Annotated in this window: 14 protein-coding genes; 4 read left to right on the plus strand and 10 right to left on the minus strand. The window is 58.5% G+C overall.

Annotated elements, in window-relative coordinates; genetic code table 11:
• Positions 1–205: 205 nt before the first annotated feature.
• Entirely contained in the window at positions 206–1,831 is a 1,626-nt protein-coding gene (locus tag QRN31_RS02105; protein WP_285429903.1) for a glucan biosynthesis protein D, read from the minus strand.
• Positions 1,832–2,223: 392 nt separating this feature from the next.
• On the opposite strand from QRN31_RS02105, the gene QRN31_RS02110 reads away from it, so the two are divergent.
• Positions 2,224–2,409, plus strand: a complete 186-nt coding sequence (locus tag QRN31_RS02110) for a hypothetical protein (RefSeq protein ID WP_222589920.1) — start codon at positions 2,224–2,226, stop codon at positions 2,407–2,409.
• A 59-nt stretch (positions 2,410–2,468) separates the two neighbouring features.
• Here the strand turns inward: QRN31_RS02110 and QRN31_RS02115 are convergent, their stop codons facing one another.
• The gene (locus QRN31_RS02115) at positions 2,469–2,981 is read right to left on the minus strand and encodes a BRO-N domain-containing protein (RefSeq protein WP_285429906.1); all 513 of its coding nucleotides are present in this window, start codon (positions 2,979–2,981) and stop codon (positions 2,469–2,471) included.
• A gap of 303 nt (positions 2,982–3,284) precedes the next feature.
• On the opposite strand from QRN31_RS02115, the gene QRN31_RS02120 reads away from it, so the two are divergent.
• Both QRN31_RS02120 and QRN31_RS02125 read left to right on the plus strand, forming a co-directional pair.
• Positions 3,285–4,535: an AAA family ATPase gene (locus tag QRN31_RS02120; protein WP_285429907.1), complete on the plus strand. Its 1,251-nt coding sequence runs from the start codon at positions 3,285–3,287 to the stop codon at positions 4,533–4,535.
• Positions 4,536–4,537: 2 nt separating this feature from the next.
• Positions 4,538–5,164: an RloB family protein gene (locus QRN31_RS02125; protein ID WP_285429909.1), complete on the plus strand. Its 627-nt coding sequence runs from the start codon at positions 4,538–4,540 to the stop codon at positions 5,162–5,164.
• A 51-nt stretch (positions 5,165–5,215) separates the two neighbouring features.
• On the opposite strand, the gene QRN31_RS02130 is transcribed toward QRN31_RS02125, so the two are convergent.
• The 8 genes from QRN31_RS02130 to QRN31_RS02165 form a co-directional block, all read right to left on the minus strand.
• Positions 5,216–6,700 carry an APC family permease gene (locus QRN31_RS02130; protein WP_285429910.1) on the minus strand — a complete coding sequence of 495 codons (1,485 nt, stop codon included), beginning with the start codon at positions 6,698–6,700 and terminating at the stop codon, positions 5,216–5,218.
• Between the two features lie 225 nt (positions 6,701–6,925).
• A complete protein-coding gene (locus tag QRN31_RS02135) occupies positions 6,926–8,350 on the minus strand; it encodes a gamma-aminobutyraldehyde dehydrogenase (RefSeq protein WP_285429912.1) in 1,425 nt (474 codons plus the stop codon).
• Positions 8,351–8,526: 176 nt separating this feature from the next.
• The gene (locus tag QRN31_RS02140; RefSeq protein WP_285429913.1) at positions 8,527–9,369 is read right to left on the minus strand and encodes an ABC transporter permease; all 843 of its coding nucleotides are present in this window, start codon (positions 9,367–9,369) and stop codon (positions 8,527–8,529) included.
• Positions 9,359–10,306, minus strand: coding sequence for an ABC transporter permease (locus tag QRN31_RS02145; protein WP_285429915.1), 948 nt, complete (start codon positions 10,304–10,306; stop codon positions 9,359–9,361). Before QRN31_RS02145 ends, QRN31_RS02140 begins: the two co-directional genes overlap by 11 nt.
• Before the next feature lies 1 nt (position 10,307).
• The gene (locus QRN31_RS02150) at positions 10,308–11,345 is read right to left on the minus strand and encodes an ABC transporter ATP-binding protein (RefSeq protein WP_090187970.1); all 1,038 of its coding nucleotides are present in this window, start codon (positions 11,343–11,345) and stop codon (positions 10,308–10,310) included.
• 105 nt (positions 11,346–11,450) lie between these two features.
• Positions 11,451–12,602, minus strand: coding sequence for a putative ABC transporter substrate-binding protein YdcS (gene ydcS / locus QRN31_RS02155; protein WP_285429918.1), 1,152 nt, complete (start codon positions 12,600–12,602; stop codon positions 11,451–11,453).
• Between the two features lie 82 nt (positions 12,603–12,684).
• Complete coding sequence (locus tag QRN31_RS02160; RefSeq protein ID WP_285429920.1) at positions 12,685–14,172, minus strand: gamma-aminobutyraldehyde dehydrogenase; 1,488 nt, start codon at positions 14,170–14,172, stop codon at positions 12,685–12,687.
• A 100-nt stretch (positions 14,173–14,272) separates the two neighbouring features.
• On the minus strand, positions 14,273–15,187 hold the full coding sequence (locus tag QRN31_RS02165) for a LysR family transcriptional regulator (protein ID WP_285429921.1): 915 nt from the start codon (positions 15,185–15,187) through the stop codon (positions 14,273–14,275).
• Positions 15,188–15,363: 176 nt separating this feature from the next.
• Here QRN31_RS02165 and QRN31_RS02170 point away from each other — a divergent pair, with 176 nt between their 5' ends.
• The gene (locus QRN31_RS02170) at positions 15,364–16,086 is read left to right on the plus strand and encodes a tellurite resistance TerB family protein (protein WP_285429923.1); all 723 of its coding nucleotides are present in this window, start codon (positions 15,364–15,366) and stop codon (positions 16,084–16,086) included.
• The last annotated feature ends 55 nt before the right edge of the window (positions 16,087–16,141 follow it).

Here is a 16,141-nt window from a genome sequence, read left to right on the forward strand (position 1 = left end):
GCAGTGCATCGGGCGTTGGGGTGAAACAGGTGTAAACCTATTTCAGGACTAGACATGAAGGCTATTTAGCGCTTGGGCTGGCCTCATCGCGGGCAAGCCCGCTCCCACACAGGATTTTCATAAGACACAGATTTTGTATCCAGCGAAGATCACCTGTGGAAGTGAGCCTGCTCGCGATGACGCCGGCCTAGACACCCACTGACGATCAGCTGTACTTACGCTTATCCGGTGCCGGCGGGAAATACTGGTACAACCAGGTTTCACTCAACGTGCGGTCATTGGTGCGAATGAACAACCGCAGTTCTACCGGCGCCACGCTGTCATTGGTCGGGTACCAGTCGAAAGTGATCCGGTAACCCTTGATGTCATCGAGCAGCAGCACGTTGAAGTCCTTGACCTCGCCGTTGGAGCACGTCACCACCGGCTCGATCCCGGCGCCTTCCGGCAAGCGGTCCAGACCGCCGCCTGTGAAGTCCACGGCAAACCGGCGCGCCCAGACCTCAGGGTAATGCTCGCCTGGCGCCCAGCCCTCGGTGAAGCCGCCCATGCCCGAACGGGTTGCGTTGACCCGCGCCAGCGGTGTGCCGACCGGGGGCAACGCGCTCCAGTAGAGCTTGTAGCCGTAGTTCAGGGAATCACCGGCCGCGACCGGTTTTTTCGGGGTCCAGAACGCGACGATGTTATCCAGGGTTTCGCCGGTTGTAGGAATTTCCAACAAATCGATAGAGCCTTCGCCCCACGCCGTCGTAGGTTCTACCCACAGGCTCGGGCGCTTGCTGTACCAGTCGACGGTGTCCTGATAGCTGGCGAACTCGTGATCGGTCTGCACCAGGCCGAAACCTTTCGGGTCGGTGTCGGCGAAGGCGTTGAATTGCAGGGTCGCCGGGTTGTTCAGCGGACGACAGATCCACTCGCCGTTGCCACGCCACATCGCCAGGCGATCCGAATCGTGGATCTGCGGGTGAATGGTGTCGCACATGCGGCGCTCGTGGGTACCGCAGCTGAACATACTGGTCATCGGTGCGATGCCCAATTGTTCGATGGCGGTCCGCGCATTGATGTGCGCGTCGATGCCCATGACCACTTGGTTGGCCTGGCAGTCAATGTCAAAACGGTACGCGCCGGTGGCACTTGGCGAATCCAGCAGGGCGTAGACCACGAAGCGGGTGCTGTCCTTGTCCGGCGTCTCGAACCAGAACTTGGTGAAGTCGGGGAATTCCTCACGCTTCTTGGCGTACGTATCGACCGCCAGTCCGCGGGCCGACAGACCGTACTGGCCAGTGGCATCGACCGCACGGAAATAGCTGGCGCCGAGGAAGGACAGCACATCGTGGCGGTCCAGTTCCGGTGCCTTGAATAACTTGAACCCGGAAAACCCCAGATCGCCCGTGAGCTGCTTGGTGTCCACCGTGGTTTTTTCGTAGTTGAACAGGGACGGGCGGAAATGCACTTCACGGGCCTGCCGCGTCTTGGGATCGACGCTGTACATGCGCACCGGTTGCTTGAAACCCATGCCGACGTGGAAAAACTGCACGTCCAGCTGACCGTTCAAGTCTTTCCACAACGAGTGGTTGCCGTCGTAGCGGATCGCATTGAAATTCTGTGGCGTCATGGTCGCCAGTGTCGGCGGCAGAACTTGCTTGGTGTCCTGATAGCGGTTGCCGGCGAGTTGCTTGGCCTGGATCTTCAGCGCCTCGAAATCGAACGCCTGGGCGTCGCCATCAGCGGTGCCATTGCTTGCCCAGGCACGCGCGGCCATCAGGCCAGAGGCCGATAAACCGGTGTAAGCCGCAATGGCCATGGACGCTTTGAGCAAATTCCTGCGATGCATAAGTACAACCTGTCGTGAACAATCCCGCGCCGTTCCTGGCACGTGCTGGATCAAAAATATCGGTTCGGACATGCCTTCGGCCAAACGCAACGGACTCTACACAGATAACAAATAGCTTAAACCGTTCGGTTATCGAGAAAAAATGATTGGTAGCCCTTTGGTCATTCAGCAATGAAACAAGAGATGTTGGTGAAGTTTTCCCACAGCACTTTCTGATTCATAGGGCATTTCTGCTTTTTTTGACTAATTACTCTAAAAACCGCTTTTCAGCGCCGCGAATGTTCCTATTCTGTGTTCATGACCGGTTTCTGCCCTTCAGGCCGGCGACAAACAAAAAGGAGAGGGCGATGCGGTTTTTGAAGTTTTCTCGGGCTTATAGAAGGACATCGTCCATGACGAAAGTACAAGGCATCACCCAATTGCTGGGAATCTTTCCTTGCCTGACGACCGAGCGGCGAAGGCGCCGGCTCAGTACGGACGAAATGAAATTGTTGGAAAGGTATCGCGAGTTATCGGAGAGCGACCGGATTGCGATGCGGTATCTGGTGGATGCGATGCGGACTGTTTCGCGGTTTTGAGCGCCAAGCCAAAGGGGGCGGACGGTGAGGTCCGCCCCCTTTTCATTTTTTCACTGCGTTCACATAAAGGTGCCCACGATCGTGAACGGTCGCTGTGCCTGCATCAGATCAGGCATGTCCCGCCACTTGATCCAGGCCTGATGCTGCCAATGCAGCAGCGGCACCGAGATCCCTGCCCACTGCAATGAACTCAGGCTTGGAATGTTATCCACAGGCGTCGCTTTCGCCTCGCGCAGCGTGGGTATGACTTCATTGCTCAGCCACTGACGCAGATTTCGGTTTTCCGGGACGAAATGGTGGACCAACAGGGCATACATTCCCGATTCGCTGACCATCAGTGATTCGACGGTTTTGCCATTCTTGAGTAGCCAGACGTAACGGCGTTGATCGGGATCGAGTTTCAGGGTGAGGCGTTGGTCCAGCGGACGGCCCATGAGGCGACCGAGATCCTGGACGCAGAACCAGGCTTGGTTGTCTTGCATTAGAGCGTGGAGAAAGCGGTTGTGGCGAGTGAAGACTGATGGGATGAAATGAGGATGGGTTTCAGATGGATTTAGCGTGTGTTCAAACATTTTTTCGACTCCAAGTTGAAAAGGGAGCCGCCACTCAGACGAGCGCGGTTGCGCCATGTTGAAAGTGTTCCGGCTTCGACCCCGGGTCGCTGATTTGGCAGCGACGAGGTAAAGCCTATCGTTCAGGCGCTCGCGGCGCCAAGTCTACTCTGGCGCCGCGGGTTGTAGGAATTGGAGCCTTTATCGGAAGGCTCGATCTGTAGGAATTTCCTGTTTTTGCTTGAAGTGCAGTGAAGCAGCGTTGCAGCCTTGGTTTTTCCTATAGTTTTTTCCGTATTCAGGAACGAACTGCAGGTTTGCTACATGTTGATTGAGTTTTCAGTTTCCAATTATCGCTCCTTCCGTGACAGGCAAACCCTGTCAATGGCTGCTACACCGCGCTTGAGCAAAAAGCGCAACATTTTCAAGTCGGTGGCAAATGGAGAGAAGCTGCCGGATTTGCTGAAGGTGGCTGCGATATATGGGCCGAATGCATCGGGTAAATCTTCGCTGATCAGGGCGATGGGCGTCATGGGGACGCTGCTGGCTTCACCGCCAACGTCAAATGATGAACCGCTACCTGTCTCACCGTTTCGGTTTGATCCGCAACTTCATGACGAGCCGAGCTGTTTCGAATACAACTTTATTCAAGGCTCACTTCGATATCGGTTTGTGTTGCGCATGACGGCACAACGAATACTTGAGGAGCACCTCGTTTCATACCCGAAAGGGAAGGAAACACTGTTGTATCGGCGCTTTTTGAGTAAGGAAGGCGAGGAGTATGTATTTGGCTCAAACCTTGAGGGAGGCAAAGAGGTTCACAATGCCTGGCGGCGTTTAACCAGCCCCAAGATGTTGTTCATTGCGCAAGCCATCGCGAACAGCAGCGAAGAGCTGACGCAACTGCGACAGCCATTTGCCTGGTTTCAGTCCGGCCTTCTCGTTATTGAGCAGAACAATTTGATGGGTTTGTCGGCGGCATCGATCAGGTTTCTTCAAATGGCATCCGACTACACGAGCGACTTGAGAGACTTTCTGAAGGCCGTTGATATTCCAGTCTCGCAAATTCAGCTCAATACGGATGCGGACGTTTTACCGGTCAGTAAAAAACTGACGCTTAAAGAGTTCTTTGCCGCAGCGCAAAAAGACAAGATAACCCTGACGCATACGAGTCATTTGGGGCGAGCGGATTTTGATTTTTCAGAGGAGTCCGGGGGTACGAAAAACCTGATCGGATTTTGGCTGCCCTGGTTCATGATCAATCACACCGACGGTAGCGGAATACTGTCTGTCGATGAATTGGACAGTAGTCTTCACCCAACCATAGTTGCCGATTTGATTGAAAAACATTTGGACAGCGGGCTGAACACTCAGCTGATTTTTACGACTCACGATACGCATCTAATGAACGCTCGAACACTGCGGCGCGATCAGTTCTGGATCACTGAACGTGATACCAACGGCGCAACGTGCCTTTTCTCCGTTCACGACTTTGAAGGGCGCGAGGGCGAGGATGTTGAAAGGCGCTACTTCGAAGGCCGTTATCGTGGTTTGCCGCTGATCAAGAGGAGGTGATCATGGGGCGCTCGGTACGGTTATTTGATCGAAAAAAATCGCGATTTAAACAGCAACCCAAGGTGCTGATTCTTTGTGAAGACAGTAAGTCAGGAAAGCGATACCTGGAGGATGCGGCATTTCACTTTCGAGCGAATGCTAAGGTTGAAGTTGCCCATTGTGGCGTGACTCATCCGAGCGGAATTGTTGAAAGAGCCATTGCACGGCAAAAGGCTTTCGACAAGGTTTTTTGCGCCTTGGACCGCGACACTCACCATTGCTTTAATCGGGCGATCGACTTGGCGAAGCCACATCCTAAGATAAAAGTGATAGCGTCTTTTCCCTGTTTCGAATTTTGGTTACTGCTGCATTTTGGCTATAACAGGAAACCGTTCGCTGCTGCGGGTGGGAAGTCCCCGGGTGAACTCGTGGCCAAGAGTCTTAGGTCTCAGCTTCTGATGGAAGGGTATGAGAAGGGTGAAAATGTCAGTCATTTTGATCTTTTAAAGGGAGTGCCTTTCAATACAGCAAGAACACTTTCCCCTCGAGTGCTTACCGATGCCGCTAACAGTGGCGAGCCCAATCCCAGTACTGAAATTCATCTGCTGATGAATGAGTTCGAAGCCCTTTCAGTACCTCAGTCGATTTAACGTCCTCACATTTCGCCCCGGCGCTGCAACCAACACCGGGGCGAAACTCAATTACCGACTAACCTTCCAAGCATCCCCCGCAGGCGCCTTGCCGTGGTCATACGGCTTGGCAATCCACATGTAGATCAACCCCAGCCCGATAACAATGGCCGTGCTCAACACCATCGCGTAGTTGATGTACCACGCCGCATCCGGCGTACGTGGCCAGGCCATGTTGATGATCGCGCCGACGCCGTAGACCAGCGCGCCGATGTTGACCACCCAGCCCCAAGCGCCAAGGGTGAATTTGCCGCTGGGTTTCCAGCCTTTCAGGCGCGCATACAGCGCCGCGAGAACGATCATCTGGAAGGCCAGGTAGATGCCGATGGCTGCGAAGCTGACGATGGTTGCCACGGCATCTTGCAGGAAGAAGCCCAGGATAATGATCAGCGCTGGCAGGACGCCGGAGACGAACAGTGCCGCCACCGGAACCTGGGTCGTAGGAGAAATCTTCTTGAGCAGTGAACTGCCGATGACCATTTCGTCGCGAGCGTAGGAGTAGAGCAGACGACTCGCCGCCGCTTGCAGGCTGATGACGCAGGAGATGAACGAAATCATCACCACGCCCATCACCACTTTCGAACCGACCGGGCCGAACGCGTTGTTGAGGATGGTGGTGACCGGGTCCTTGTCGGTGCCGTTGATCACGGCTTGCATGTCCGGTACGGCGAGGATCAGCGCCAGGCAGGCGAACATCGCTGCGATGCCGCCGATGTAGATGGTCATTCGCATGGCCACTGGAATCTGCTTGCTCGGATTCGGGGTTTCTTCGGCCACATCGCCGCAGGCTTCGAAGCCGTAGTACAGGAACATCCCCGCCAGCGAGGCGGTGAGGAAGGCTGGCAGATACGAGCCATCAACGCTGATATCGAAGGTGTTGAACAGCACGCTGATTGACTGGTGGCGCTCGAAGACCAGCAGGTAAACGCCGACAATTACCGCGCCGACCAGCTCGCAGATGAAGCCGAACATGGCGATCCGCGCGAGCATTTTGGTGCCGCTCAGGTTGATCAGGGTGGCGAACAACGTCAGGAACAGCGCGATGACGATGTTGGTGTTGTTGCTTGGCTCAAAGCCCATCATCGCGGCCAGGTAAGGACCGGCACCGACGGCAACGGCAGCAATGGTCACGCACAGGGCGATGGAGTAGATCCAGCCGACCATCCACGCCCAGCGTTTGCCCACCAAGCGGCGAGCCCATGGGTAGACGCCGCCGGAAATCGGGAATTGCGAAACCACTTCCCCGAAGATCAGGCACACCAGCAATTGGCCGCAACCGACCAGCAAATAGGCCCAGAACATCGGTGGTCCACCGGCGGCCAGGCACAGACCGAAGAGGGTATACACCCCTACGACAGGGGAGAGGTAAGTGAAGCCCAGGGCGAAGTTTTCCCACAGGCTCATGCTGCGATTGAAGTTGGAGGTGTAACCCAGTTTGCGTAGCTGCTCGGCATCGCTGTCGGCGACGGCTGCGGAGAGTTCGGGTAGTGCACTCATGGTGTGTAAGCTCCGGAAAATCGGCAGATTTCGGATGTCCGAAACCGTGGCGGGGCCGTAAGGCGCTGCCCGGATCGGTGGTTATTGTTTTGGCTTCTTTGGCGTGGAACCTGGTGCTGCTTGTGCCGGCTTCTTCCTTGATAGTGCGGTGTTGCCATCGCGAGCAGGCTCGCTCCCACAGGTACTGCGGTGAACCTGTAGGAGCGAGACTTGCCCGCGATGCGTTTAGTGCTTGAACATCACATGCCGAACGACGGTGTAGTCCTCCAGCCCGTACATCGACATGTCCTTCCCGTAACCGGACAGTTTCTGACCGCCATGGGGCATTTCACTGACCAGCATGAAGTGCGTATTCACCCAGGTGCAGCCGTACTGCAAGCGCGCAGATAAGCGATGCGCGCGGCCAACATCCGAGGTCCAGACCGACGACGCCAGGCCGTAGTCCGAATCGTTGGCCCAACCCAGTACCTGCGCTTCATCGGTGAATTTGGTCACCGAAACCACGGGGCCGAATACTTCGCGGCGTACGATTTCGTCGTCCTGCTGGGCGTCGGCCAGCACCGTTGGCTCAAAGAAAAAACCATTGCCGTCGACAGCCTTGCCGCCAGTGATCAAGCGGATGTGCGGCTGAGCCACGGCGCGCTCGACGAAGCCGGCCACGCGGTCGCGATGCTGCGCAGTGATCAGCGGCCCCAACTCGGTCGACGGATCATCCTGTAAACCGTACTTGATGCTGCTGACGGCCGCGCCAAGCTTCTCGACAAATTTTTCGTAAATGCCTTCCTGCGCGTAGATGCGGCAGGCGGCGGTGCAGTCCTGGCCAGCGTTGTAGAAGCCGAAGGTGCGAATGCCTTCCACGGCGGCGTCGATGTCGGCGTCGTCGAAGATGATCACCGGGGCTTTGCCGCCCAGCTCCATGTGCATGCGTTTGACGCTGTCGGCGGTGCTGGAAATGATGTTCGAGCCCGTGGCAATCGAACCGGTGAGCGAGACCATGCGCACCTTCGGATGGGTGACCAGTGGGCTACCGACGGTAGGACCACGGCCAAACACCAGGTTAAGCACGCCGGCGGGGAAAATCTCCGACGCCAGTTCGGCCAGGCGTAACGCGGTCAGCGGGGTTTGTTCCGACGGCTTGAGCACCACGGTATTACCGGCGGCCAAGGCGGGTGCGATTTTCCACGCGACCATCATCAGCGGGTAGTTCCACGGTGCAATCGAGGCGATTACGCCGACCGGGTCGCGGCGAATCATCGAGGTGTGGCCCGGCAGGTATTCGCCGCCCGCCGAACCGCTCATGCAACGGCTGGCCCCGGCGAAGAAACGGAACACGTCGGCAATCGCCGGGATCTCGTCATTGAGTGCCGCGCTATAAGGCTTGCCGCAGTTGTCCGACTCCAGCTTGGCCAGCTCTTCACCGTGGGCTTCGATGGCGTCGGCGAGTTTGAGCAGCAGCAGCGAGCGCTCTTTCGGCGTGGTTTGAGACCAGCCTTCGAATGCACTGTCGGCGGCGCGCACGGCGGCATCAACCTGGGCTTCGCTGGCTTCGTTGATTTCCACCAGCACACGGCCCAGCGCCGGGTTGAAGACGGGTTGGGCGGGGCCGTCGCCGTCGATCAGTTGGCCGTTGATCAAGAGTTTGGTTTGCATGGCATTGTCCTCTTCGAAGCTATTGTTTTTTCCTGAAGGAACCGAATCCAGGGTGGGAGCGGGCTTGCTCGCGAAAGCGGTGTATCAGCCAACATCAATTTTGAATGTGATGGCCCCTTCGCGAGCAAGCCCGCTCCCACCCTGGATTCGGTTCTCATAGTGACTAATCGTCGTTGTTACTTCCCGCCACTGCCCGCCACGCTTTCACCGCCACGGGTCAGGTAATAGGCGCCGAGAATCGGCAGCATGGTCACCATCATCACCAGCATCGCGACGACGTTGGTCACCGGCACGTCCCGTGGGCGGCTGAGCTGGTTGAGCAGCCACAGCGGCAGGGTGCGTTCATGGCCGGCGGTGAAGGTGGTGACGATGATTTCGTCGAACGACAGCGCAAACGCGAGCATGCCCCCGGCCAGCAGCGCCGAGCCGAGGTTCGGCAGGACGATGTAGCGAAAGGTCTGCCAGCCATCGGCGCCGAGGTCCATCGAGGCTTCGATCAGGCTGTGGGACGTGCGGCGCAAGCGGGCGATGACGTTGTTGTAGACGATCACCACGCAGAAGGTCGCGTGACCGACGATGATGGTGAACATCCCGGGCTCGATCCCCAGCGTCTTGAAGGTCGCCAGCAACGCGATCCCGGTGATGATCCCGGGCAAGGCAATCGGCAGGATCAGCATCAGTGAAATGCCTTGCTTGCCGAAGAAATCACGCCGGTACAACGCCGCTGACGCCAGCGTGCCGAGGACCAGCGCAATCAGGGTGGCGACGGCTGCAATCTGCAGCGACAACTTGATCGCTTCCAGTACGTCCGGCCGTGCGAACGCCACGCCGATCCACTTCAGGGTGAAGCCCTTGGGCGGGAAGCTGAAGGCCGCGTCTTCGGTATTGAAGGCGTACATGAAGATGATCAGGATCGGAAAGTGCAGAAACACCAACCCGCCCCACGCTGCGATCCGCAAGCCCAGTGACGCTTGATCTCCCTGCTTTTCAGGCTTTGGTTTTTTCACATCAGAGCGCATCGAAGGCCCCCAGTCGTTTGACGATGGTCAGGTAGATGGCGATCAACACGATCGGCACCAACGTGAAGGCCGCGGCCATCGGCATGTTGCCGATAGCGCCTTGCTGGGCATACACCATGCTGCCGACGAAGTAGCCCGGCGGGCCCACCAGTTGCGGCACGATGAAGTCGCCCAGGGTCAGGGAAAAGGTAAAGATGGAACCGGCGGCAATGCCCGGAATCGACAGCGGCAGAATCACCTGCATGAAGGTCTGGCGCGGTTTGGCGCCGAGGTCGGCGGACGCTTGCAGCAGCGACGGCGGCAAGCGTTCCAGCGACGCCTGGATCGGCAGGATCATGAACGGCAGCCAGATGTAGACGAACACCATGAAGCGGCCCAGGTGCGAGGTCGACAATGTGCTGCCGCCCACGCCCGGAATGCCCAGTACGAAGTGCAACACTGGCTCCAGGCCAAGGTGTTGAATGAACCACTGCGCCACGCCGCCCTTGGCCAGCAGCAAGGTCCAGGCATACGCCTTGACGATGTAACTGGCCCACATCGGCATCATGACCGCGATGTAGAAAAACGCTTTGGTCTTGCCCGTGGTGTAACGCGCCATGTAATAGGCAATCGGGAACGCGACGACGGCGCTGGCGATGGACACGACAATGGCCATGCTCAAGGTGCGCAGAATGATGTCGAAGTTTGACGGCTGGAACAGTGCGGTGAAATTCGCCAGGGTCAGTTCTGGCGAGACCGACATGGTGAAGTCATCAAAGGTGTAGAAACCCTGCCACAGCAGCACCAGCAGCGAACCGAGGTAGATCGCGCCGAACCATAGCAGCGGCGGCACCAGCAGCAACGAAAGATAAAAGTTCGGCCGGCGATACAGCAGGTTGGAAAACCTGCGCAACGGCGAGCCGCTGGCCGGGGTTTGAGGGATAGCCACGCTGGTCATCTCACACCCCGCCAACAACGGTGTCGTGCAGCGGGATCATCGCTTCGCGCGCCCAGCGAGCATTGATGCGCTGCCCGGTCTGGTGCTGGGCGCTGACGTCCAGCCACTGCACGTTGGCCTGACTGATATTGAGTGTCTGGCCGTTTTCCAGCTTCAGTTCATAGCGCGTGGCGCTGCCCTGGTACTGAATGTCATGCAGCACGCCGCTGACTTCAATCTCATGACTGGCCAACGGACCTTCGGCGAAACGCACGTGTTCCGGGCGAATCGAAAACGGCTGTGGATTGCCGCTCAATTGCTTCGCCAGATCACCGCGAATCACGTTGGAGGTGCCGACGAATTCAGCGACGAAGGTGGTCGCCGGTTTCATGTACAGGTTGCGCGGTGTGTCGACCTGTTCAATGCGACCCTTGTTGAACACGGCTACACGGTCTGACATCGACAGCGCTTCGGTCTGGTCGTGGGTGACGAAGATGAAGGTGATGCCCAGTTGGCGTTGCAGCTTTTTCAGTTCGCTCTGCATTTGTTCGCGCAGCTTCAAATCGAGCGCGCCCAATGGCTCGTCGAGCAGCAGCACGCGTGGGCGATTGACCAGGGCGCGGGCCAGTGCCACACGCTGGCGCTGACCGCCGGACAGTTGCACCGGCTTGCGCTCGCCGTAGCCGCCGAGGGCAACCATGTCGAGGGCTTCCTCGGCGCGTTTCTGGCGTTCGGCCTTGCCAACGCCTTTGACTTTCAAACCGTAGGCGACGTTGTCGAGCACGTTCATGTGCGGGAACAGGGCGTAATCCTGAAACACCGTGTTGACGTCACGCTCATACGGCGGCAATCCAGCGGCTTCTTCGCCATGGATTCGGATGGAGCCTGCGCTCGGTTGTTCAAACCCGGCGATCAGGCGCAAGCAGGTGGTTTTGCCGGAGCCGGAAGGGCCCAGCATGGAAAAAAACTCGCCGTCCTGGATGTCGATGGAAACCCGGTCTACGGCTTTCACTTCGCCGAATAGACGGGAAACGTTGGTGAACTGGACTGCAAGCGTCATGGTGCGGTGCTCCGAAAATCTGAATCTTTAAAAGCATCGCGAGCAGGCTCGCTCCCACATTGGAATGCGTTTACATGTGGGAGTGAGCCTGCTCGCGATGAGGGCTTAGCGGCCGCCCATGATCGCGATGTAGTCCTGGGTCCAGCGGCTGTACGGCACAAACTTGCCGCCTTCGGCCTGTGGGGTTTTCCAGAAGGCGATCTTCTCGAACTGGTCGAAACCGTTGGTTTTGCAACCTTCGGCACCGAGCAATTCGCTGCCGGTGCATGCCGCCGGTACCGCAGGCAAAGAGCCGAACCACGCCGCCACGTCACCCTGGACTTTCGGGGTCAGCGACCAGTCCATCCACTTGTAAGCGCAGTTCGGGTGCTTGGCCTCGGCGTGCAACATCGTGGTGTCGGCCCAACCGGTGGCGCCTTCTTTTGGAATGGTCGAAGCAATCGGCTGCTTCTCGTTCATCAGGCCATTGACCTGATACGGCCATGCACCGGAGGCCACCACGCCTTCGTTTTTGAAGTCGCTCATCTGCACGGTGGTGTCATGCCAGTATCGGTGGATCAGCGGCTGCTGGGCGCGCAGCAGATCGAGCACAGCTTTGTACTGCGTTTCCGTCAGTTCATACGGGTTCTGGATACCCAGTTCCGGCTTGGCGGTTTTCAGGTACAGCGCGGCGTCGGCGATGTAGATCGGGCCGTCATAGGCCTGCACGCGCCCTTTGTTTGGTTTGCCATCCGGCAGGTTTTCCGCGTTGAACACCACGCCCCAACTGGTTGGCGCGGTCTTGAACACGTTGGTGTTGTACATCAACACGTTCGGGCCCCACTGGTAAGGAGTGCCGTAGGTCTGCTTATTAACCACGTACCAAGGCGCATCTTTGAGACGCGGATCGATGTTTTTCCAGTTCGGAATCAACGCCGTATTGATCGGCTGCACACGCTTGCCCACGATCAACCGCAACGAGGCGTCGCCCGAGGCGGTCACCAGGTCGTAACCACCCTTGGCCATCAGGCTGACCATCTCATCGGAAGTTGCTGCGGTTTTCACATTGACCTTGCAGCCGGTTTCCTTCTCGAAACCGGTGACCCAGTCGTAAGCCTTGTCACTTTCGCCACGTTCGATGTAGCCGGGCCATGCCACGATATCCAGCTGACCTTCGCCGGCACCGACCGCCTTCATCGGTTCGGCGGCCTGCAGGCTGGCGCTGGCCAACAGCGCGGTGGTGATTGCACTGAGCAGTGCGGTCTTGTGCACGAACATGGGAATTCCCTCTTCTTTAATTATGGTCGGGGCAGTTGTGAACGTGGTGAAGCATGCCGTTAGCGGCTTGTTATTAGCGTAGTCAGAGATGCTGTCCGTGGCGCGCCATGATGTGCCGCACCACGCTGTAGTCCTGGAGCGAATCACTGGATAAGTCTTTGCCGTAACCCGAACGTTTCAGGCCGCCGTGGGGCATTTCGCTGACCAGCATGAAATGGCTGTTGATCCAGGTGCAGCCATACTGCAAGCGAGCCGCGACCTGCATCGCCTTGTCCAGGTTCTGGGTCCAGATGGAGGAGGCGAGGCCGTATTCGGAGTCGTTGGCCCAGTCCACTGCTTGTTCGAGTTCATCGAAACGGGTCACGGTGACCACCGGCCCGAACACTTCGCGCTGGACGATTTCATCGCTCTGCTTGCAACCGGCCAGTAGCGTCGGCTGGTAATAGAAGCCGGCACCGGAATGCACCGCCGCGCCGGTTACCCGTTCAATGTGTGGCTGGCCGAGGGCGCGTTCGACAAAACTGGCCACGCGGTCCCGTTGGCGGGTGCTGATCAGTGGGCCGATCTCGTTGTCGGCATCGCGTTTGCCGGCAAAGCGCAGGCTGCTGACCGCCGCGCCGAGTTCGGCCACCAGGCGGTCGTGAATCCCGGCCTGAGCATAAACCCGGCACGCGGCGGTGCAATCCTGGCCGGCGTTGTAATAGCCGTAAGTGCGCACGCCTTCGACCACCGCCTGAATGTCTGCATCGTTGCAGACGATCACCGGCGCCTTGCCGCCAAGTTCAAGGTGGGTGCGTTTCAAGGTTTTGGCTGCGGCTTGCAGGATTTTCTGCCCGGTGACGATGTCGCCGGTCAGCGAGACCATGCGCACTTTGGGATGACTGACCAAATGGCTGCCGACGCCTTCACCGCCGCCGCAGACAATGTTGATCACCCCGCGCGGCAGGATCTCGGCCAGCGCGGGCGCCAGGGCCAGAATCGACAACGGCGTGTGTTCCGACGGCTTGAAGACCAGCGTGTTACCCGCGGCGAGGGCCGGGGCGATTTTCCACGCGGCCATCATGATCGGGTAGTTCCAAGGCGCAATCGATGCGACCACGCCAATCGGATCGCGACGGACCATGCTGGTGTAGCCCGGCAGATACTCGCCGCTGAGCTGGCCGGTCTGGCACCGCACGGCACCGGCGAAGAAGCGGAACACGTCGACCGTCGCGCTCAAATCATCCTGACGGGCCAGGTGCAACGGTTTGCCACAGTTCAGGGATTCGAGGCGGGCGAGGAGGTCTGCTTGTTTTTCGATGGCGTTGGCGATGTCCAGCAACAGGTTCGAACGTTGTTGCGGCGTGGTCCGCGACCAACCGGCGAAGGCGCGGTGGGCGGCGTGAATCGCGGCTTCGACTTGCTCAGTGCTGGCTTCGGCAATGTGCGTCAGCACTTCACCGGTCGCCGGGTTGAGGATCGGTTCGACAAAACCCTGGCCCGCGACCAATTCGCCATCGATCAATAACGCGGTGAACAACGGGGTCTGCGCGCCAGCCATTTTTCGGGTTCTCTTTTCTTGTGTGGCCATGCTGCTCCCTGTGACTGGGGCGCGGCCGTCTTATAGATGTACCAAGACTAGTGCGCGGGCCCGAGGTCGACAAATTCTAAATACTGAAGGTGGCGTTCGATTAAATAGATGGCTTGCGCCCGCCGTGAGGCTGCTCGCGAGCGACCGTCAGGAATGGGTCTACCAGCGCCGGGCGCGCTGTGCCGCGACGCCATGCCAGGCCGACGTCGAGGGTCTGGCTCAGGTCGGCAATCGGCCGCGCTTCAATGATGTCGCCCTCCAGCGACCAAGGGCGGTAGGTCATGTCGGGCTGGATGGAAACCCCCAGACCGGCCGCCACCAGACTTCGCACGGCTTCCGTCGAGGCGGTTCTGAGGGTGATGCGCGGTTGCAGCGCAGCGGCGGACCACATGCGCTGGGCATTGCGGTCCATTTCGTCGACGTTCAGCTGAATCAGCGGCTCGCGGGCCACATCGGCGAGGTTGATGCTGTCGTGTTCCAGCAACGGATGCTGGGCCGGTAGCCATAGCCGATGGGGTGAGTGGGTGAGGACTTCAGTCTGCAAGGCGTGGCGGTCTTCGAGGTTGGAGAGGATCAACACGCCAACATCGATCTCGCCGCTGACCAGCAAATGCTCAATGTATGGACGCTCGTCCTCCATCACGCGGATCTCGACGTTGGGGTAGGCGCGCTGGAAGCGGGTGAGCAGGTCCGCGAGGTAATAACCGGCCACCAGGCTGGTTACGCCGATGATCAATTGGCCGGCGACCTGATCGGTACTTTGTTGCAGGCTGCGTTTGGCGTTGTCCACGGTGGCGAGAATCAGGTGTGCCTGGCGCAGGAACTGATGGCCCTGGTGGGTCAGGCTCATGCCCTTGGCGTGTCGGTTAAACAGGCTGACACCGATCTCCTCTTCCAGTTGCTGGATCGCCAGGGTCAAGGTCGATTGGGAAATGAACGCGGTTTGCGCAGCGGCGGAGATCGAGCCGGTCTCGGCCACAGCGATGAAATGGCGGATTTGACGCAGGGTCATCATGGGCAATACCCGGTGGGCGGTTTTTATAGATTTAATCGAGTGTATATCTTTTTATTCGATAGCCCCTTTTGAGAAGGCAACATCCAGAAGCACTCTCGCCGGGAGAGACCGGGCACTTTCGATCTAGGCTGGTGGCCTCAAGTGTCCGGTTAACCCGTTTCGTGGAGGCGGCAAAAATGAATACGCGTGGATTGCTCGATCAACTCCTCAAGTCCGGTCAGGACCTGTTGCAGAACAAGGCCGGCGGCGCACAGAACAAGGGGTCCAGCGGTGGCCTGGGCGGATTGCTCGGTGGCAGCGGTGGTTCGGGCGGCCTCGGTAGCTTGCTCTCGGGGGCGGGCGGCGGCGCGCTGGCGGCTGGCGCCATGGGGCTTTTGCTGGGTAACAAGAAGGTTCGCAAGGTCGGCGGCAAAGTGGCTATTTACGGCGGCCTCGCGGCATTGGGCGTGATTGCTTATAAGGCGTACGGCAACTGGCAGGCCCAGCAGGGCGCGGCCCCTCAAACCGAACCGCAAACGCTTGATCGTTTGCCGGCAGCGCAAGTCGAAGAGCACAGTCAGGCAATCCTCAAAGCGTTAGTGGCCGCCGCCAAAGCCGATGGCCATGTCGATGACCGCGAACGTGCGTTGATCGAAGGCGAATTCACCAAACTCGACAGCGATCAGCAATTGCAGCAATGGCTGCATGCCGAACTCAGCAAGCCACTCGACCCGGCGGAAGTCGCCCGTGCTGCCAGCACGCCGGAAATGGCCGCCGAGATGTACATCGCCAGTGTGATGCTGGTGGATGAAGAGAGCTTCATGGAGAAGTCCTACCTCGACGAATTGGCGCGGCAACTGAAGCTGGAGCCGGGGTTGAAGGCTGAACTGGAGAAGCAGGTACGTCAGGCGTTGACTTGAACCCTCTGGGTTTGCACGTGCAACGGCCGACACCGGGGGCCTGATCGGGGTTTCG

Origin of the sequence: Pseudomonas sp. fls2-241-R2A-110 (assembly GCF_030209165.1) — a bacterium.
Lineage (GTDB): Bacteria > Pseudomonadota > Gammaproteobacteria > Pseudomonadales > Pseudomonadaceae > Aquipseudomonas.